16 protein-coding genes and 1 riboswitch are annotated in these 19,658 nt (G+C 62.8%); of the genes, 4 read left to right on the forward strand and 12 right to left on the reverse strand.

All coding sequences use genetic code 11. The features are described 5' to 3' along the window. Positions 1-48: 48 nt before the first annotated feature. Genes glyS through MN188_RS07995 form a run of 3 tightly spaced genes read right to left on the reverse strand, consistent with a single transcriptional unit; the run spans position 49 to position 3,688 of the window. Complete coding sequence (glyS, locus tag MN188_RS07985; protein ID WP_242107580.1) at positions 49-2,289, reverse strand: glycine--tRNA ligase subunit beta; 2,241 nt, start codon at positions 2,287-2,289, stop codon at positions 49-51. A 5-nt stretch (positions 2,290-2,294) separates the two neighbouring features. Next, positions 2,295-2,762 carry a DUF6446 family protein gene (locus MN188_RS07990; protein WP_242107582.1) on the reverse strand — a complete coding sequence of 156 codons (468 nt, stop codon included), beginning with the start codon at positions 2,760-2,762 and terminating at the stop codon, positions 2,295-2,297. Continuing rightward, positions 2,759-3,688, reverse strand: a complete 930-nt coding sequence (locus MN188_RS07995; RefSeq protein WP_242107584.1) for a glycine--tRNA ligase subunit alpha — start codon at positions 3,686-3,688, stop codon at positions 2,759-2,761. Before MN188_RS07995 ends, MN188_RS07990 begins: the two co-directional genes overlap by 4 nt. A gap of 152 nt (positions 3,689-3,840) precedes the next feature. Between MN188_RS07995 and MN188_RS08000 the strand changes: the two genes are divergently transcribed. Continuing rightward, positions 3,841-5,574, forward strand: coding sequence for a serine protease (locus MN188_RS08000; protein WP_242107594.1), 1,734 nt, complete (start codon positions 3,841-3,843; stop codon positions 5,572-5,574). A gap of 145 nt (positions 5,575-5,719) precedes the next feature. Here MN188_RS08000 and MN188_RS08005 read toward each other — a convergent pair whose 3' ends face one another. From MN188_RS08005 to MN188_RS08020, 4 genes are all read right to left on the reverse strand, one after another. After that, positions 5,720-7,324, reverse strand: coding sequence for a 5-guanidino-2-oxopentanoate decarboxylase (locus MN188_RS08005; RefSeq protein ID WP_242107596.1), 1,605 nt, complete (start codon positions 7,322-7,324; stop codon positions 5,720-5,722). Then, positions 7,324-8,772, reverse strand: a complete 1,449-nt coding sequence (locus MN188_RS08010) for a TrkH family potassium uptake protein (protein WP_242107598.1) — start codon at positions 8,770-8,772, stop codon at positions 7,324-7,326. Before MN188_RS08010 ends, MN188_RS08005 begins: the two co-directional genes overlap by 1 nt. A gap of 72 nt (positions 8,773-8,844) precedes the next feature. Then, complete coding sequence (folE2, locus tag MN188_RS08015) at positions 8,845-9,951, reverse strand: GTP cyclohydrolase FolE2 (protein WP_242107600.1); 1,107 nt, start codon at positions 9,949-9,951, stop codon at positions 8,845-8,847. Positions 9,952-10,035: 84 nt separating this feature from the next. After that, complete coding sequence (locus tag MN188_RS08020; RefSeq protein ID WP_242107602.1) at positions 10,036-11,214, reverse strand: trans-sulfuration enzyme family protein; 1,179 nt, start codon at positions 11,212-11,214, stop codon at positions 10,036-10,038. A gap of 49 nt (positions 11,215-11,263) precedes the next feature. After that, positions 11,264-11,342, reverse strand: a riboswitch (SAM riboswitch). A 51-nt stretch (positions 11,343-11,393) separates the two neighbouring features. Between MN188_RS08020 and MN188_RS08025 the strand changes: the two genes are divergently transcribed. Beyond that, on the forward strand, positions 11,394-12,095 hold the full coding sequence (locus MN188_RS08025) for a glutathione S-transferase N-terminal domain-containing protein (RefSeq protein ID WP_242107604.1): 702 nt from the start codon (positions 11,394-11,396) through the stop codon (positions 12,093-12,095). On the opposite strand, the gene MN188_RS08030 is transcribed toward MN188_RS08025, so the two are convergent. The 5 genes from MN188_RS08030 to MN188_RS08050 form a co-directional block, all read right to left on the reverse strand. Continuing rightward, entirely contained in the window at positions 12,096-12,704 is a 609-nt protein-coding gene (locus tag MN188_RS08030) for an inner membrane-spanning protein YciB (RefSeq protein WP_242107606.1), read from the reverse strand. It lies immediately after the preceding gene. A gap of 13 nt (positions 12,705-12,717) precedes the next feature. Continuing rightward, positions 12,718-13,620 (reverse strand): EamA family transporter, encoded by a 903-nt coding sequence (locus MN188_RS08035; RefSeq protein ID WP_242107607.1) that lies wholly within the window; start codon positions 13,618-13,620, stop codon positions 12,718-12,720. A gap of 67 nt (positions 13,621-13,687) precedes the next feature. Further along, positions 13,688-15,061: a signal recognition particle-docking protein FtsY gene (gene ftsY / locus MN188_RS08040; RefSeq protein WP_242107609.1), complete on the reverse strand. Its 1,374-nt coding sequence runs from the start codon at positions 15,059-15,061 to the stop codon at positions 13,688-13,690. Between the two features lie 45 nt (positions 15,062-15,106). Next, complete coding sequence (locus tag MN188_RS08045; RefSeq protein ID WP_242107611.1) at positions 15,107-15,742, reverse strand: lysoplasmalogenase; 636 nt, start codon at positions 15,740-15,742, stop codon at positions 15,107-15,109. Between the two features lie 381 nt (positions 15,743-16,123). Further along, complete coding sequence (locus MN188_RS08050; protein ID WP_242107613.1) at positions 16,124-17,809, reverse strand: NAD(P)H-dependent oxidoreductase subunit E; 1,686 nt, start codon at positions 17,807-17,809, stop codon at positions 16,124-16,126. 161 nt (positions 17,810-17,970) lie between these two features. Here MN188_RS08050 and MN188_RS08055 point away from each other — a divergent pair, with 161 nt between their 5' ends. Beyond that, positions 17,971-19,029, forward strand: a complete 1,059-nt coding sequence (locus MN188_RS08055; RefSeq protein ID WP_242107621.1) for an alkane 1-monooxygenase — start codon at positions 17,971-17,973, stop codon at positions 19,027-19,029. 8 nt (positions 19,030-19,037) lie between these two features. After that, positions 19,038-19,430, forward strand: coding sequence for a hypothetical protein (locus MN188_RS08060; protein WP_242107623.1), 393 nt, complete (start codon positions 19,038-19,040; stop codon positions 19,428-19,430). Positions 19,431-19,658 lie beyond the last annotated feature (228 nt).

Consider the following 19,658-nt stretch of genomic DNA (forward strand, 5'->3'; position numbering starts at 1 on the left):
CGACGGGGTGGGTGGGTGGGCGGCGTCTGGAAAAGGCACGCCCCCCTGTCAGCCCTCGATGCGGGTCAGGTCAGCGACGCCATGACAAATGTCGCGGATCCGCGCCAGCAGGTTCAGGCGATTGCGTCGCACGATCTGGTTGTCGGTGTTGATCTGCACCGCCTCGAAGAACGCATCGATCGGCGCGCGCAAGCCCGCCATCGCAGTCATCGCCGCGGCGAAGTCTTCGCCCTCCATCGCGGGGGCAATTGCCGCCTGCGCGTCGTCCAGCGCGGCAAAAAGCGCCTTCTCGCTGTCGTCCTCGGCAAACTTCACGTCCGCGCCATAGGAATACTCGACACCGTCCTTCGCCTCGGCCTGCGACAGAATGTTGTTGGCGCGCTTGTAGCCTTGAAGCAGGTTTTCCCCGTCATCGGTCTTCAAAAACACCGACAGCGCCTCGGCGCGTTTCACCAGAAGCGTCAGGTCGTCGTTCATCGGCATGTGCAAACAGGCGTCGATCACGTCGTGACGAATGCCTTCTTCGCGCAGGTGGACCTTCAGGCGGTCGTGGAAGAAGCCCAGAAGATCTACCGACACATCGGGCATTTTCGCCTCGATCCGGGCCAGAAGCCCGTCCTCGGGAACGTCTTGCCCAAGCTTGTCCAGAACCGCGCGGAAGGCCGCGCCGAACACGCCGTGATCGGCGATCTCGTCCAGCGTGTTTTCCAGCGCGGCCAGTTCCGCCGCCTCGGCGCCATCGGCATTTTGCGCGATTTCATGTTTCAGCAGCTGGCTGTCGATGAACCGGTCCAGGCGCAGGCGCAGATCGTTGGTCAGGATGATGCGGATCACCCCCAACGCGGCGCGGCGCAGCGCATAGGGATCTTTAGATCCCGTGGGCTTTTCGTCGATCGCCCAAAACCCGGTCAACGTGTCCAACTTGTCGGCAAAGGCCACCGCGACCGACACCGGTTCGGTTGGCACGTCGTCGGACGGGCCCAGCGGCGAATAATGCGCCTCACAAGCGTTTGCGACGGCTTCAGGCAGGTCGGCGGCCAACGCATAGTAGCGTCCCATCACACCCTGCAGTTCCGGGAATTCATAGACCATTTCCGACGACAGGTCGGCCTTGGCCACCCGCGCGGCGTCCTGCGCCAAGTCGGGTTTCGCCCCAACCAGCGGCGCCACTTCGCCCGCCAGCTTTTCGATCCGTGCGATGCGTTCGGCCTGGCTGCCCAGTTCGCGGTGGAAAGTCACGTTCTCCAGCGCTTTGCCCATGCCAGCCAGCCCCACGGATTTCACCGTGCGCAGGTCGTTTTCCCAGAAGAATTTTGCATCCGCCAGACGGGCAGCCAGCACCTTCTGGTTGCCCGCAAGGATCGTCGCGCCATTGTCAGCGGTTTCGCGGTTGGCGACGGTAACGAATTTCTCGATCCGGCCGGTTTTCGGGTTCCGCACTGAAAAGAACTTCTGATGTTCTTTCATCGAGGTTTGAAGCACCTCGGGCGGCAGGTCGATGAAATCCTCGGCGATGTCACCCATCAGCACGACGGGCCATTCGACCAGCCCGGCGACCTCGGCCAGAAGGCCCTTGTCCTCGACAACCTCAAGCCCCTGGGCAAAGCCCATGTTGTGCGCCTCAACCCAGATGTGGTCGGCACGTTCGGCCGGGTCCAGGATCACGTGGGCCTTCTTCAACTTGGCGCTGTAGTCTTCGAACCCCGTCACCGCGAAGGCATTGGGCGCCATAAAGCGGTGGCCTCGCGTGGTGTCGCCAGAGACGATGCCGTCGACGTCCAGCGGCACGATCTGGGCGCCAGCCTCATCCGACAGGATGCACAGGATCGAATGCAGCGGGCGCACCCAGCGCAAGGAGCCCGCGCCCCAGCGCATCGACTTGGGCCAGGGGAAATTGCGGATCGTCTTGTCCAGAACCTCGGCGATGATCTCGGCGGCCGGGCGGCCGGCCTTCTCGATCGTGGCGAAATAAACAGCCCCCTTGGGCGTGTCGCGTTCCTCAAGTTGATCCATCGTCAACCCGGCACCACGCAGGAAGCCTTCGATCGCCCGCTCCGGCGCACCCACTTTCGGGCCTTTGCGTTCCTCGCGCGTGTCTGGCGACTGCGCCAGCACACCCTCGACCGCTAGGACCAGGCGGCGCGGGGTCGCGAAAGCGGCAGCGTCGGCATAGGTCAGGCCGGCCTCAACCATGCCATCTGTCACCAGCTTTTTCAGGTCCGAGGCGGCGCGCGCCTGCATCCGGGCGGGAATTTCTTCTGAAAAGAGTTCGATCAGCAGATCAGGCATGGGCTTTACTCGCTGTATTTTTCGTTCAGCTGGTGCCAAGCAAAGGCCCGGCCATCGGGAAAGACGGCAATGATGCGGTCCACCCCATCTTGAATTTCGCGCTCGCCCAGAAAGGCGATCGCCTCGCCGGTTTCCAGCGCTTCACCGATTTCCACCGCGTCGAAGCAATCGAACCAACCCGGCGCGGTCAGGGGCGTGGCCTCTTCATAGGTCTCAAAGGTCTCGGTCAGCATCGCCTGGCTCATCGTCGTGGTGAAACAGCCGCGAAACCGCAGGGGGGAGCTGTCGGCGTCGATGCCTTCGAAATCGTCGGCGAGGATCTCCTCGGCCTCGCCCGTCACGACATTCGTCATGCGCATGACCTCGCCCACCGGCACCGGGTCATAGAAGGCAAAAAGCTGCAACCAATAGATTGCGATGCCCGAGATGAGTCCAATCAGCACGATGACGATCCCTACGATTTTACCGCTCACGCCGCGTTCCCGCCAGCGTCTGTCAGAACGAACGCATCGGCACAGGCCTTGGCCAGCGTGCGCACCCGGCCGATATAGGCCTGACGTTCCGTGACCGAGATCACGCCGCGCGCGTCCAGAAGGTTGAAGATATGCGAGGCCTTGATGCATTGGTCATAGGCCGGGTGGGCCATGACGATGCGCTTGCCGGTTTTCGGGTCCACGTGGTCCTGGGCCAGGATCAGGGCGCATTCCGCCTCGGCCTCTTCGAAATGGCGCAGCAGCACGTCGGTGTTGGCCACGTCGAAATTCCAGCGCGCGTATTCTTCCTCGGTTTGTTTGAACACGTCACCATAGGACAGCGGGATCGGCGCATCGGGGGCGTTGAAAGGCATATCCATTACGTGATCGACGCCCAGCACATACATCGCCAGACGTTCCAGACCATAGGTCAGCTCGCCGGACACCGGGGTGCAATCATGTCCACCGACCTGTTGGAAATAGGTGAACTGGCTGACTTCCATGCCGTCGCACCAGACCTCCCAGCCCAGGCCCCAGGCGCCCAGCGTCGGGCTTTCCCAGTCATCCTCGACAAAGCGGATGTCATGCAGATCCATGTCGATGCCGATCGCTTCCAGCGACCCCAGATACAGCGCCTGCAAATCGGGCGGGCTGGGTTTGATCAACACCTGATACTGATAGTAATGCTGCAACCGGTTCGGGTTTTCGCCGTAGCGGCCATCGGTCGGGCGGCGTGACGGCTGCACATAGGCCGCAGCCCAGGCCTTCGACCCCAGCGCGCGCAACGTGGTGGCCGGGTGGAAGGTGCCTGCGCCCACTTCCATGTCATAAGGCTGCAGCATGGCGCAGCCCTGCCCGGCCCAGTATGACTGAAGCCGCAGGATGATCTCCTGGAAACTTGTCGGTAGCGTGTCGGTCGTGGCCATGGCACCCTCGTAGAAACTCGCGCCCTCAATAGGCTTTGGGTCACAAAGGGTCAATCGGTGCGGCTGCGTTATTGACCTGCCCCCCCGTGATGGTGTGTATCTGATCGGAACGGATTACATGTGAAAGAGCCCGAACAGGGCCATGAGGGGTTATGAAGCAACTATTTTCCGCGCTTTTTGTCGCGCTTGTTACGATGTGGGGCGCGGTCGCCTCGGCACAGACCGCCTGGGTCCAGATCGAGGCGAACCCGACGCTTCAGGAAGCACAGAGATCGGCGCAGTCCTATGCCGGGCGATTGGCCGACGTGAACGGGTTTCGCATGGCCTCGGGCTGGTACGCGATCGCGCTTGGACCCTACAGTCGCGGCGACGCGGTGGCGCGTCTGGCCGATCTACGCCGGCAGGGCGCCATTCCCGGCGACAGCTTTCTGGCTTTCACCAACCAGTATCGGCAGCAATTCTGGCCCGTTGGCGCAAACGCGCTGGGGGCGGCCCCGATTGCGGCGCCATCCGCAAACACCACCGCAGCCACTGTCGAGGTCACCCCGCCGCCGCCCGCCGATGAGACCAGGCGCGAGGCGCTGGCCTCGGAGCGGTTGATCGACCGCCCCGGCCGCGAGGCGCTTCAGGTCGCACTGAAATGGGACGGCTTTTACACGTCCGGGATCGACGGCGCCTTCGGCCCCGGCACGCGCCGCGCCATGAGCGATTATCAGGCCGCGATGGGGCACGAGGTGACAGGCGTTCTGACCACCAAGCAGCGCGGTGAACTTCTGGCAAGCTATCAGGCAGTGATCGACAGCCTGGGCATGCAGACGATCCAGGACCACGACGCGGGCATCGTGGTGGAAATGCCTTCTGGTATGGTCGGGTTTTCGCGATACGAGGCACCGTTTGCCCACTACGACACCAAAAATGACAGCGGTGTGCGCGTGGTGCTGATCAGCCAGACGGGCGACCAGTCGACCTTATTCGGGCTCTACGACATCCTGCAATCGCTGGAAATCGTGCCGCTGGAAGGTGACCGGACACGCAAGGAGCGTGAATTCACTTTGACCGGCACCGACGACAAAATCACCTCCTACACCCATGCCAAGCTGGTGGATGGCGCGGTGAAGGGCTTCACGCTGATCTGGCCCAATGGCGATGAAAAGCGCCGTGGCTTGGCACTTGCGGCGATGCAAAACAGCTTTGCGTCACTGGGCGATGTGGCGCTGGCAGACAACGCCGGGCTGGACGCGGCAACGCAAAGCCTGGACCTGCTGTCAGGCCTGGAAATCCGCCGCGCTGACATGGCGCGCTCGGGCTTCTATGTGGACGGCAGCGGTGCGATCCTGACCACCACCGAAGCGGTCGCCAGCTGTGAGCGTGTCACAATCAATGACACATATGAGGTCTCGGTCGCAGCGTTGGACACAGCGCTCGGGCTGGCCCTGCTGAAGCCGACCGAAAGCCTCGCCCCGATCGCGGTGGCCGCTCTTTTGACCTCGGAACCGCGGTTGAAATCCGATGTGGCCGTGGCCGGTTATTCCTACGAAGGCCGATTGAGCGCACCGACCCTGACCTTCGGCACCCTGGCGGACCTTAAGGGGTTGAAAGGCGAACAGGATCTGTCGCGCCTGGCGCTGGCGGCACAGGCGGGCGATGCAGGTGGCCCGGTGCTGGACGGTGGCGGTGCAGTGATCGGCATGCTGCTACCGCGCGACAACAGCGGGGCGCAACTGCCCGCCGATGTCAGCTTTGCCGCCGACGCGGGTGCCTTGGCCATGTTCCTGGCTGAAAACGGGATCACCGTGCAAGCCACCGACGCGTTGGCCAACATGGATCCGGTCGACATGAGCGTGATGGCCGCGGATATGACCGTTTTGGTCAGCTGCTGGAACTGACGGGGTCAAACCCAAGACCGATAAAAGGAAAAAAGCGCGGGGCAAAACCTCGCGCTTTTTTTTGCCCGGCGCAGCGGGGTGGGATGCCACGCGGCCCACACCGGACGCACGCTTACAAGGGTGGGAGCTGCGCCGGGCCTGGCGCTCAGCCCAGAATGTCGGGGGTGACGTGGATCAGGGTCGGGCCGTCCGCCTCGAACCCCGCCAACACCGCGGCGATAAGCGCCTCCACCGTGTCCGGCTTCACCGCCATCGTGCCATAGGCCTTGCCCAGCGCGACAAAATCCGGGTTGCGGGCCACAACCGCGTTGGGGGCGATCTGGCTTGCCACCATCGCATCCTCGATCTCTTTCAGCTTGGCGTTGTCCCACAGAAGGATCGGCATCGGCAGGCCCAGCTCAACCGCCACGCCCAGCTCCTGCAGCGTGTATTGGAACCCATAGTCGCCCGCGATGGTCAGGATCGGAAGATCCGGCCGCCCGACCTTGCCGCCGATCGCCGCCGGTAGGGCATAGCCCAGCGTGCCAAACCCAAACGGGTGGTGCCAGTGACCCGGTCGGGCCATCGGCCAGATTTCCTTGGCGACATAGGCGAACTGGGTCATGTCGGAATAGACCATCAGATCCGCCGGCATCGCGGCGGCCAGGGCGTCGCAGATCGGCGCAATTCCAGGGCGTGCGGCGTCCACTTCAGCCCGGAACCGCACGCGCGCGCTGGCAATGATGTCGCGGTCCCATTTCCCAGGCGTGGCATGCGGTTCGACCAGAGCCAGAAGGTCGCTCAGAAACGCGGCGGCGTCGCCCTGGATGGCCAGATCGGCCTGCGCGGTGGCGTTCAGGGTCGCCGCGTCGATATCGACACGGATCAGTGGGGCGTCATGGCCCAGCGTATCGCGCCACAGGTCAACCTCGGCCAACTCCGTGCCCACCGCTATGACCAGGTCCGCGCGGGCGATCAGCTCGGCCGAGCCGGGGCGCGACAGGTAGGCGCCAAAGTGCAGCGGGTCATCCCCCGCAATTACGCCGCGCCCCGCAAAAGAACAGAAACTTGCCGCTCCGGTGGCTGCGGCCAGCGCGCGCGCCGCATCCGATCCCTCAATAGCCCCGCCGCCAAAGATGAACAACGGGCGCCGCGCGCCGAGCAGCCATTCCGCCGCTGCTGCCACGTCTTCAGCCCGGGCCACGGGTGGTGTCGGCAGCATCGCGGCCTCGGGGGCAGCATCCGCGCGGGCACCCAAAAGGGCGATCGGTACCTGCATGTGCTTGGGCCGCGGTCGTTCGCTGGCGAACTCGGAAAACGCCCTGTCCACAAGGACAAAGGCGGCCTCGGGCGACGTTGCGGTTTCGGACCAATCGCAGACGGTCGCCGCCGCACCTTCCTGGTCGCGCATCTGGTGCAGTTGCCCCTTGCGCGCGGCGACCTCATCCAAACACGAAGAGATCGCCAGGACCGGCACGCTGTCCGACCAAGCCTGACCCAGCGGCGTCAGGGCGTTCAACAGCCCCGGCCCAGTGATAACATAAGTCACGCCGGGCCGTCCGGTGGCGCGGGCATATCCGTCAGCCATGAAGCCGGCACCCTGTTCGTGGCGGGCCAGAACATGGGTGATCCCGGCCTCTTCGATGCCGCGATACATTTCGATATTGTGCACACCGGGAATCCCGAAGATCGTGTCGACCCCGCGCGCCTTCAGCATATGTGAAATCTGCGCGCCCAACGGTTTCTGCGTTGGTTTCTGTTGCATGGCCATCAGCCTCTCCAAAACTTCAGTGTGAACAAGACATAGACGACCAGGAGTTCCAGCCGCCCGATCAGCATCGCCCCCGCCAGCACCCATTTCGCGGTGTCATTTAAACCTGCGTAATTCCCGGCCGGCCCGATTTCCGACCCCAGGCCGGGCCCGATATTGGCCAGTGCCGCCGCAGCGCCAGACACGGAGGTGGTCACATCCAGCCCCGTCATACCCAACACCACCGAAATCACCCCCAGAGAGACGACAAACAGGACAAAGAACCCCATGACCGAGGACAACACATCCTCGCTTACCCGGCGGCCTTGGTATCGCGGGGTGAAAATTCCATGCGGGGAATGGATCGACTGTATCTGCGCCCGGATCGAGGCAAACAGAAGTTGGTAGCGGAAGATCTTGATCGAACAGGACGTCGAGCCCGCGCAGCCACCGATCAGGCCGATGAAGAAGAACAGCACGACTGGGAAAGACCCCCAGTTCATGTAGTCCTCGCTGGCATATCCGGTGCCGGTCAGGATCGAGGTGACATTGAACAGCACCTTGCGAAACGAGGTTTCCGGCGATGAGGCGTCAAAGCTCCACTGCCAGGCGGCCATGACCACGACCAGCACGGCGGCGGTGGTGAAAAAACCGCGCACCTGCGGGTCGGACAACAGAGGGCGCGCCGAGCCCGACACCATCTGCACATAGCGCACGAACGGCAAGGCCGCGAGCATCATGAAGACCACGGCACCGTATTCCACTCCGGGGCCGAACGCGCCAAAACTTGTGTCGTAATTCGCATAGCCGCCGGTGGCGATCGTCGTCATCGCGTGTGTCGCGGCATCGAAGGGCGACATGCCCAGGGCGTAATATGTCAGCCCGCAAAGTACGGTCAGGGAAAAGTAGATGACCGAAATGCGGGACGAGATTTCAGTGGCGCGGGGCAGTATTTTACCAAAGGTATCAAAGCCTTCCGAGCGGAAGATCTGCATGCCGCCGATCCGAAGCTCAGGCAGGAACACCATGGCAACAACAATGATGCCGACCCCGCCGAACCATTGCAACAACCCGCGCCAGAACAACAGACCTTCGGGGAGGTCCTCCAGGCCCGACAGGACCGTGGCGCCCGTTGTCGTCAGGCCTGACATCGCCTCGAAAAAGGCATCGACCGGGCGTGCGTCGACCTCGCCCAGCATGAATGGCAGGGCCCCGAAGACAGGCAGCGCCACCCAGACGCCGGTTGTCAGAACAAAAGTTTGCTGGATCGACAACCCTTTGCCGACGCCATTCGCGCTGGCAATCGCCATCGAACTGCCGACCATCATGGTGATCACGGCGCTTTGCAGGAAAACCGCCCAATCGGGGCTTCCGAACAACAAGTCGATCGTCATGGGCACGAGCATGGTCGCGCCCAGAGCGGCGATCAGAAGACCGATGACATATCCTACCGGGCGCACGTCAAACATGGGCGCAGGGTTGGACGGGCACGGCGCATGTGTCAAGCGAGATACGGCAAAGCCGAGCCTTCCCCGGACTGTTTAACCAACGTGGAACAGGGTCGAAAACAGCTTCGGGTCCAGGCTTTGTGCCTCGAAGGTTTCGCCTTCGGTCAGGATCGACACAGCGTCGTGGCTGTGCAGGCTTTCCTGATGGCTGGCGACCACGCGGAAATCGCCGATGCGCGGGTCTTGCTGCAATTGTTCGCAAAACAGCCGCGCCGCGTCCTCGACAAAGATCGGGTTGGCCGCGTTCAGTTCCGCAAAGGCCTGTTCGTCCTCACGCTTCACCATCACCTGTGTTTCGGTCGGCACAGCGGCGCGGCACAGGTCGATCAGATCCTCGAACCACAGCGTGTGGCCCGGCTGCTTGACCTTCTCGACCGAAATCCGCGCGACGCTGCGCTGCGAATGCGGGGTTGCCAGCTGACCGCGGCTTTGGCGCGCGTGTTCGCTGAGTTCCAGCGAACAGGGGCAGGTCGAGGAATAGACATAGTCGAGATGCAGGAATTTGCGACGTTTGCCGTGATGTTCGAACAGCTCCAGCGCGATGTCGTAATACTGATAGCCCATAAGGCCCGACCGCAGGCTTTCCACCCGTGCGGGGTAGGAAAAGCGCATTTCGATGCGCGCATCCAGGCTTTCCAGATCGGCCTTGTAATCGTCCAGCGCGTGTTCGATCACTTCGAAGGAAAAGGTCTTTTCCGCATGGGCATAAAAGCTGCGCATGATGCGCGACATGTTGATGCCCTTCTTGCCGGCTTCAAGGCTGACCGTGCCGGTGACCGAGGTTTCCAGCCGCACGTCCGACCCGTCGCGGGTGTGATACCGAAGCGGCAGGCGAAAGTTTGAGATGCCCACATGCTGGATATGCCGTTTGGCGCCCTGGATCAGGCTGGCGGGGCCGTTTTGCAGGTCGGGCATTCCCGCCTTGTACTCCGCATCCGGCGCGAAATCGGACGGGTAATCGCGGTTGAGCGCCGGGTAGTTCGAGACCTCGCCTCCGGGCAGCAGGCGGGCGATGGACGGGTCCAGCTGCGCCACCTCAACCGGGTCGGCCGCCGCCGCCCAGTCACGCAGAACCTGCAACGCCTGCTCCGCCTCGTCCCGATCAGGTGCCTGATCGATCTCTGGTGTGTGCTTGTTCATGGCGGCCCCTCCGGCTCCTGTCACGCAGCCCTAATGTAAGGGTTTGACGGCAAAAAACCAAATCGACAACACCGGGTGCGACGTTCAGACCGCCGCAAGCGCCTGTTTCAGGTCGCGGATCAGGTCTTCGGGGTCTTCCAGCCCGATCGACAAGCGCACCAATCCGTCCGAGATGCCAAGCGTATCTTTCTGATCCTGCGGCAGCCGTTGATGGGTGGTCGTCGCCGGGTGGGTGGCGATGGATTTCGCATCCGCGAAATTGTTCGAGATGGTGAATATCTCAAGCGCATTCAGGAAACGAAAACAGGCCTCCTTGCCGCCCTTGACCTCGATCGCCAGCACGGTGCCGCCGGACGGGGATTGTTCCATCGCCACCGCGTGCTGTGGATGGCTGGGATGCTGGGGATAGCTCAGGCGGGACAGCTTCGCGTGCCCGGCCAGCGCTTCGGCCACCTGCATGGTGCTGTCAGCCTGCGCACGCACCCGCAAATCCAGCGTTTCCAGCGCCTTCAGATGGGTCCAGGCAGCAAAGGGATTGATCGCCCCCCCGGTGTGTTTCATGTAGGTTTCGATCGGACCGCGGATCAGGTCACGGCTGCCGCAAATGGCCCCGCCCAACATGCGCCCCTGCCCGTCCACGTGTTTCGTGGTGGAATAGACCACCAGATCAGCACCCAGCTTGGCCGCATAGGAAAAGACCGGGGTTGGCATGGCATTGTCCACGACAACCAAAGCGTCGCTGGCGTGGGCCACCTTCACCACATGGGCAAGGTCGATCACCTCAAGCGTGGGGTTCGAGATCGCCTCAAGAAACACGAGCTTCGTGTCCGGCCGAATGGCCGCGTCCCAGGCCGCGTTGTCGGTACCGTCGACCAGGGTGATGTCCACCCCGAACCGACCCAGCACCTCCTCCAGCACATACAGGCACGACCCGAACAGCGCGCGCGAGGATACGACGTGATCGCCCGCCTGGGTCAGCGCCATCAGCGCGCCGTTGACGGCCGCCATGCCCGAGGTGCAGGCAAAAGCGTCCTCGGTGCCTTCGAGCATCGCCAGGCGGTCCTCGAACATGCGGTTGGTGGGGTTGCCGTAGCGGGCATAGATGAACTCATCTTCACCGGCCTCGATGAACCGCGCCTCGGCGGCCTCGGCGGTGGGATAGGCGAAGGCCTGGGTCAGGAACATCGCCTCGGAGATCTCGCCATACTGGCTGCGCCGCGTGCCCGCATGCACTGCCTTTGTCCGCTTGCTCCACTCCGTCATCGCGCGATCCTTTCCGCACAAAAAAACCCCCACCGCATCACGAGCGTCGGGGGCATCTTCCCTGACCTCTTTAGCGGCATCTTTTAAGAGGCCCGCAATCCGGTGGACAAATCGCCTCTGGTCTGGGGGTAGCGCAGCCCCTAGGCTGCGTCAAGCCACCGCAGACAGGAGAGCCGCACATGACCACCCCGATCGAGCTTCACTACTGGCCGACACCGAATGGTTGGAAAATCACCATCGCGCTGGAGGAGATGGGCCTACCGTATGAAGTGAAGCTGGTGAATATCGGTGCGGGCGATCAATTCGACCCGGCGTTTCTGAAGATCGCGCCGAACAACCGGATGCCTGCGATTGTCGATCCCGACGGGCCGGACGGGGCGCCGATCTCAATCTTTGAAAGCGGGGCGATCCTGCAATACCTGGCACGCAAGACCGGGCAGTTCGGCGGGCCAACCGAACGCGACCGGATCGCGGTCGACCAGTGGTTGATGTGGCAGATGGGCGGGCTGGGTCCGATGGCCGGACAGACGCATCATTTCCTGAAATACGCCCCGGCGATGGACCCGCCCCACGACCTGCCTTATGCCAAGGACCGGTATCGCGCCGAAACCGCGCGGCTTTACGGCGTGATGGATCGGCAGCTGGCCGACAACCGGTATCTGGCTGGTGATTTCTACTCGATTGCCGACATGGCCTGCTGGGGCTGGGCATCTATGTGGGAAGGTCAAGAACAGACGCTAGACGACAAACCGCACCTGGCGCGGTGGTTGGAGGAGGTCAGCGCCCGACCCGCCGTTATCGCGGGCCGCGCTGTTGCCGCCGAGGCGCGGTCCAACCTGCAGACCGACAAGGACGCGCAGAAGCTACTGTTCAAGCGCTGATCAATCTTTGGGCGCGTCTTCGGGAATGCCGAATTTGGCGAACAGCTTCGCCTGGCTCATGAAAAACCCGAAGGTGCCAAGGGTCAGGCCAAAGGTCTTGAAATTCACCCAGGCGTCGGTGGACATGGTGCGCCAGATCGCTTCGTTCGCGACCGCCAGGAACAGGAAGAACAGCGCCAGCCGTTTTGTCAGGATCATCCAGCCTTCGCGCTGAAGCGGCAAGGCAGCGTCCATCACGCTTTCCAGATAGCTTTGCCCGCGCATCAGGCCAAAGCCCAGGATGCCCGCAAACAACAGGTAGATCATCGTCGGTTTCATCTTGAAAAAGCGTTCATCGTTGAACCAGATCGACAGGCCACCAAAGCCCACGACCAGCACCAGCGTGACGATCTGCATTTTCGAGATGTGGCCGGTCAGGCGCCACAGCGCCAGCGTCGACAGCGCCAGCAGCGGGATAAACAGCGCGGTCATCGCGATGAAGCCCGTGTATTCCGTGCCACCCACGGTGAACACGCGGTCCTTCAGGAACACATAGCCCACGAAAAACAGGATGATCGGCCCGTACTCCAATGCCATTTTCAGGCCGGGGCTTGGTTGTTTCGTGCTCATATCAGGCTCCCTGTCATCCGCCCATTTCGACTATCACGGCGCCCGCCGCGATCAAAGCCATCAATGTGACCCGGCGCGGGCCGGTCTTTTCACCCAGAACCAGCCAACCAATGAGGGCTGCAAACACCGTCGAGGTTTCACGCAGCACGGCCGCTTCGCCGACACTGTCCAGACGGGTGGCCAGCATGATCGACCCGAAGGACAGATAGGCAATGATCGCGCCGGTTAAACCCTTGAGCGCGAGCGGGCCCAGCGCGGGGCGGTGGGCCATGTTGCACCAGCGCAATGCGGCGAGAGGCGGCATGAACAGCCCGTCGATGAAGAAGAACCAGGCCAGAAAGGTGAACGGGTCCGCGGTGGCGCGGATGCCATAGGCGTCCCAGGTGGTATAGGCGGCCACAAAGCCCCCGGTCAGAACCGCCATTGCGATGGCCGGTTTCAGCTTGTCGCGCCCGATCTGCCAGTGTTTCAGGTTGTAAGCTGCAAGGCCGTAAATCCCGGCCAAAAGCGTGGCGACGCCCAGCCATTGCACCCAGGTGAAGACCTCTCCGAACAGAAAGCCTGCGCCGATTACGGTGAACAGCGGCCCGGTGCCACGCACGACCGGGTAAACCACGGTGTAACTGCCCAGCGTATAGGTATAGGCCTGCGCCACCTTGTATCCGACGTGGATCACGAAGACGGCGGCGAAGATCGGCCACATGTGCGGTTCGGGCCAGGGCACCACGAACAGGGCGAAGGGGGCTGCGATCAGACCATAGGAGGCGTCGATCGCACCGCGGGTCAGCCAAGGGTCGTGCCGACCCTTCTGAAGCGCGCCGAAGAGCGCATGCAGGAAGGCTGCCATGAGAGCAAGCCAAAGCGCGAGGTCGTGTCCGGCGGGCGTGCCTTCGAGGGAGATCAGCCAATCGCTCATCGTGCGACTGCGGGCAAGGCCGGGGGCCAGCCCCCGGACCCCCGGGATATTTTCGGCAAGAAAAAGATCAGGCGCCTGTCAGGGCTTTGGCGAAATCTTCCGGGTCGAAGGGGGCCAGGTCGTCGATCTGTTCGCCAACACCGATGGCGTGAATCGGCAAGGCGAATTTATCCGCCAGCGCCACCAGAACGCCACCCTTTGCGGTGCCGTCAAGTTTGGTCATGACCAGCCCGGACACATCGGCGAGTTTTTGGAAGGTCTCGACCTGCGACAGCGCGTTCTGACCGGTGGTGGCGTCCAGAACCAACAGCGTATTGTGCGGCGCGGTGTCGTCCTTTTTCTTGATGACTCGGACGATCTTGGCCAGCTCCTCCATCAGGTCGGCGCGATTTTGCAGCCGGCCGGCAGTGTCGATCATCAATAGGTCGGCACCGTCTTCTTCCGCCTTGGTCATCGCGTCATACGCCAGCGACGCCGGGTCCGAGCCTTCGGGCGCGGTCAGGACCGGCACGCCAGCACGGTCGCCCCAGACCTGTAACTGTTCGACAGCGGCGGCGCGGAACGTGTCGCCCGCAGCGATCACCACGGACTTGCCGGCGGATTTGAATTGCGACGCGAGCTTGCCGATCGTCGTGGTCTTGCCGGATCCGTTCACGCCGACGACAAGCACGACCTGCGGCTTTTTCGGATAGAGCGGCAGCGGCACCGCGACGCTGTCCATGATGCGGGTGACTTCGTCGGCCAGCAGGCTCTTGATTTCCTCGACTGACAGTTTCTTGCCGAAGTGATTTTCCGACAGGTTCGCGGTGACGCGCATGGCGGTATCGACGCCCATGTCCGAGGTGATCATCAGATCCTCAAGGCTTTCCAACATATCGTCGTCCAGCACGCGGCGGGTGACGGTTTTCGCCTCGCCCCGTCCCAGCATACGCCCCAGGAAGCCGGGTTTGCGGGCAGTTTCCTGCACCTCGACGGCGGGCGTCGGGTCCATCTGTTGAGGCGCTTCGATGGGTGTGTCTTGCGGCAGCTCGACCGGGATCGGTGTGGGAGTTGGATCCGGTGCGATAACCGGATCTTCGACTGGGGTCGGTGCCGGGGTCGGCTCGGGCTCGGGCTCGGGCTCGGGCTCGGGCTCGGGCTCGGGCTCGGGAAGCGGCTGCTCGATCGGGGTCGGGGCTTCAACGGGGTCGGGCATTTGCACCGGGTCTTCAACCGGGGCCGGGTCCGGCAAAGGTTCGGGGTCCGGGGCAGGTTCAGGCTCTGGCGATGGATCCTCAACTGGGGCAGGCTCCTGCGCGTCTTGTTGCGCGTCTTCCTGGGCCTCCGCAGCGGTCTCGACAACCTCTTCTTCGCCCCCATTCTCGACAATGGCCTCCAGCCCTTCCTCGATCTTCGAGGACGACTTGAACAGGCGGTCTTTGAGTTTCTTGAAAAATGCCATGCGGGCCTCCGGGGTGTTCCCCCTCAGTTAATGCGCTTTGGCGCGCTATGGAAGGCCTCCGGTCAGGATCAGCGCCTGCCCCAGCACATAGCAGGTCCAAAGCACCCAGCCGGCCGGGTTCACCAGCGGGTGATCTTCGCCCATGCGAAACAGCTGCACTGCCAGGATCAGGTCGGACAGGATGAACAGACCCGCGCCCAGTGTCACGGGGCCAACGGGCAGCGTCAGCGCGGCCAGTCCCATGCCTGTAATGACAAGCACATAGGCCCGAACCGGCCAGCGCAGACCGCCGACATGAGGGATCAGCCAGAGCTCAGCCGACAAGGTCAGTGCGATCAGGAACAGCGCCAGAAGTGGGAAAAGTGCAAAAGCCTCCCAGGGCATCTGGCCGGATAGTCCGGTCAAATGCAGGATATAGACAAGGTGGGCCAAGGCGAAGGCCGACAGGCCATAGAGAAACGCGCCCTCGCCCCGGCGCGACAGGGCGAAATCACCCAGCGCCGACAGAAACAGCCCTGCGACCAGGAACGCAGCACCTCCGGCAACATACGCAGCGAGCGCAAAGCACAAAAGCGGCACGGTTTTCACAACCGAGCGCGGCCAACTGGCCGGGTTGCTCGTCATCGGAAGATAAAGCAGCGCCACCGCCAGACCGATCCAAATGATCCATGTCGATGTCATGCTAAACCCCTTTACAAGCGGGAACAGAGTTGCGCCGCTTGTGCACCGGGGTCAAGGGCAGCTGGGCATGCGCGTGATGGGTTTTCTGTTTTTCTTCTGTTGCCCTGGGCGATGCCCTTCAGGGCAAAACCGCCCAACAGGATACGCATCATTTCCCAAGGGGCCATGTGGGTTGCAACCGCGATGCGTATGTTGTGTTCGACGCCTGCTAGGTTGTCGACGGGATGGCCGGGGGGCAAGGGTTGATCACAGGCACCGGGACAGCGGGCGCACGGGGTTCGTCATGGCGCAGATCAGACGATGGCTTCGCAAAACGGCGCTGGCGCTGTGCAAGCCGCTGAGCGCGCGAGGGTACGCTGTCGGGTTTAACGCAACTGCGGCTCAGACCTCGTCGGGGAAGTGCTTCATCGTCAGGCGGATCGGGTTCGGCGCCGCCTGGCCCAGGCCACAGATCGACGCATCGCCCATGGCCACGCAAAGCTCCTCCAACAGGTCCTGATCCCAGCTCTCGGCCTGCATCAGCTTCACCGCCTTTTCACAACCCACGCGGCAGGGCGTGCATTGGCCACAGCTTTCATCTTCGAAGAATTTCAACAGGTTGAGGGCTGCGTCGCGCACGCTGTCATGATCCGACAAAACCACGACGGCGGCCGATCCAATGAAGGTACCGTGCGGTTGCAGCGTGTCGAAATCCAGCGGGATATCGTTCATCGACGCGGGCAGGATGCCGGAGGACGGGCCACCCGGCTGATAGGCCTTGAACGCGTGACCCTGGGCCATGCCACCGCAGGCCTCGATCACGTCCGAGATGGTCGACCCGGCGGGCAGCAGATGCACACCCGGATTGGTCACACGGCCCGACACGGAGTAGGACCGCAGACCCTTGCGGCCGTTCTTTTCATGCCCGTTCAGCACCTCGGGCCCCTCGCGCAGGATGCGGGCAACCCAGAGCAGGGTTTCCACGTTGTGCACCAGTGTCGGGCGGTTGAAGATGCCCACCTGCGCCACAAAGGGCGGGCGGTGGCGCGGCAACCCGCGTTTGCCCTCGATCGATTCGATCATCGCGCTTTCTTCGCCGCAGATATAGGCGCCTGCGCCCCGGCGCAGATCGATGTATCCGGGGGCGACGACGCCCGCCGCCTCAAGCGCCGCAATTTCGCGCGCCAGGATGTCCAGCACCGCTGGGTATTCGTCGCGCATGTAGATGAAGCAGGTCTCGGCCTCGACCGCCCAGGCGGCGATCAGCATGCCTTCCAGCATCAGGTGCGGGGTGCGTTCAAGGTAATAGCGATCCTTGAAGGTGCCCGGTTCGCCCTCGTCGCCGTTCACGGCCAGATACCGCGGGCCGTCGTTGGCGCGCACGAAGCCCCATTTGGTGCCAGACGGGAAACCCGCGCCACCCAAGCCGCGCAGCCCGGCCTGCTTCACCGTTTCCTGCACCGCCTGCCAGTCGCCGTTTTCACGCAGCGCAGTCAGACGCGCGTAACCGCCACCGGCGACATAGGCGTCATAGCTCTCATACTCCGGGACATGCACATGCGTGTCACCGGCGGCGATGGCGGTCTGTGCCTTTTCAAATGTCGCGTGGTCGATGTGGTTGTGACCAAGCTCCAGCACCGGCGCGGTGTCGCAGCGCCCCATGCAGGGCGCCCGCACAACGCGCACTTCGGCCGGGTCCAGACCATCGGACAGCGCCTTTTGCAACGCCTCGGCGCCAGCAAGTTCGCACGACAGGCTGTCACACACCCGGATGGTCAGCGCGGGCGGCGGGGTCTCGCCCTCACGCACCAAGTCGAAATGGGCATAGAAAGTCGCGACCTCATAGATTTCGGCCTGACCTGTACCCAGCTCTTGCGCCAGGGCGCGGATATGCGGTGCGGACAGGTGGCCAAAGGCATCCTGGATCAGGTGCAGAAATTCGATCAGCAGATCACGTCGGCGCGGCCGATCGCCCAGCAATGCCAGGATCTCATCATGCGCCTGGGGGTCCAGCTGACGCCCTTTGGGGACGCGCCGCCCCTTGCCGCGCCCGGACTTCCAAACACCTTTTTTCTCATCCAAAGCCATGACGACCCCCGCGTGATTTCGGCCAGACTAGCGTGCGCAGCCCTGCCCGCGCGAGCCAAAAGCGACAGGGGCGGGGCGGATTGCGCAACAGGCAGGCGATATGCGTCTTTTCCCCCGACCCTGAAACACGTAGGCTGCGACCAAAATCCGGTGAGTGCGCCATGCTGAAACCTGTGAAAACCTTCGCCATTATCGCCCTGTCCCCGGTCGCCTTGATCGCGCTGGCGGCCGTGTTTGGCGGCTGGATCACGCTGCTGGCGCTGGCCTATATCACGATGGTCGCCTTTGCCCTGGATGAAGGCGTATCGCGACTGGCCCCCACGGCGGATGCCGACGGGGATTTCACCAAGGCGAACCAGTTGTCCGTGATCTTGGCGGTCGCGCATTTCATCTTGCTCGCGCTTGTGGTGCTGGCGCTTTCCGGGGGCACCGGGCTTGGCGCGGCTGAACGGGTGGCGTTGTTCTTCTCTGCCGGGCTGTTCTTTGGTCAGGTGTCCAATTCAAACGCGCATGAACTGATCCACCGTACCGACAAGAGGTTGTTTACGCTTGGAAAATGGGTCTACATCTCGCTCTTGTTCGGGCATCACACCTCAGCGCACCCCAAGATCCACCACCGCTATGTCGCCTCACCCGAGGATCCGAATTCGGCGCGGGAGGGTGAGACGTTCTATCAATTCTTTCCGCGCGCCTGGATCGGTGCGTTCAAGGCGGGATATGAGGTTGAAAAGGCCGACCGGATGCGCGGCAGCGGCAAACGGTTGCACCCTTACGTGACCTATCTGGCGGGCGGTGCGGCGATGCTGATCCTTGCCTTCGGCATTGGCGGCGCGGGCGGGGTCATGGCGTTTGTCTTTGTGGCGTTCTATGCCCAGGTGCAACTGATGTTGTCGGATTACGTGCAGCATTACGGGTTGCAACGGGGCCATGTCAGCGCGGGCAAGCTGGAACCGGTCGGGCCGCAGCACAGCTGGAACGCGCCGCATTGGTTCACCACGCACCTGATGCTGAACGCGCCGCGCCATTCCGACCACCACGCCCATCCCGCGCGCCCCTATCCGGCGCTGCGGCTGCCTGACGCGACCCAGGCGCCGATGCTGCCCTATTCACTGCCGGCCATGGCGACGCTGGCCTTGATGCCCAGCCTATGGCAGCGTGTGATGGGACGGCGGTTGGAAAAGTGGTATGCGGCGCATCCACGCCCGACCCCGGCGCTTTAGGAGGGGCCATGCGTCACCTGTGCCTTGCCTTGCTTCTGACAGCCTTGCCCGCGCAGGCTGAACCGGGCATGTCCGGTGCGGAGTTCGAAGCCTATGCGACCGGAAAGACCCTTATCTATGGCTTTGCCGGCGCGCCTTTCGGAGGTGAAGAATACCTGGAGAACCGCCGCGTACTCTGGTCGTTCCTGGATGGCGATTGCAAGGACGGGCATTGGTACGAAGAGGCGGGCAACATCTGTTTTGTCTATGAAGACACACCCGAACCGCAATGCTGGAGCTTTCACCGGCGCGGCGACGGGGTGGTGGCTCAGTTCGAAAACAACCCGGAATACATCGAGCTTTACCAGGTCGAAATAACCGATCAGCCGCTCTTGTGTCTGGGCCCTGAGGTTGGCGTCTGACCTCCCGCCTGCGTCACTTTCTGCACCGCTTTCCCCTTGTTCCGGCAAGGAAGCGGCGTATCGTGTTTCGGCAGCTGGCTTCTCACGGCGCGCAATATCCGTGTTGTCGCTGGCAAGCCTGCGCGCCATCGCCTATATATATGGCGATATTGGGAATTCTTGGGGGAAGGGGCACATCGATGACAGAAAACGGCTTGCAGAAGCTTTCGTTTTTCATGCTGGTGGCTC

The organism is Aliiroseovarius subalbicans (assembly GCF_022678625.1).
GTDB classification, from domain to species: Bacteria; Pseudomonadota; Alphaproteobacteria; order Rhodobacterales; family Rhodobacteraceae; genus Aliiroseovarius_A; species Aliiroseovarius_A subalbicans.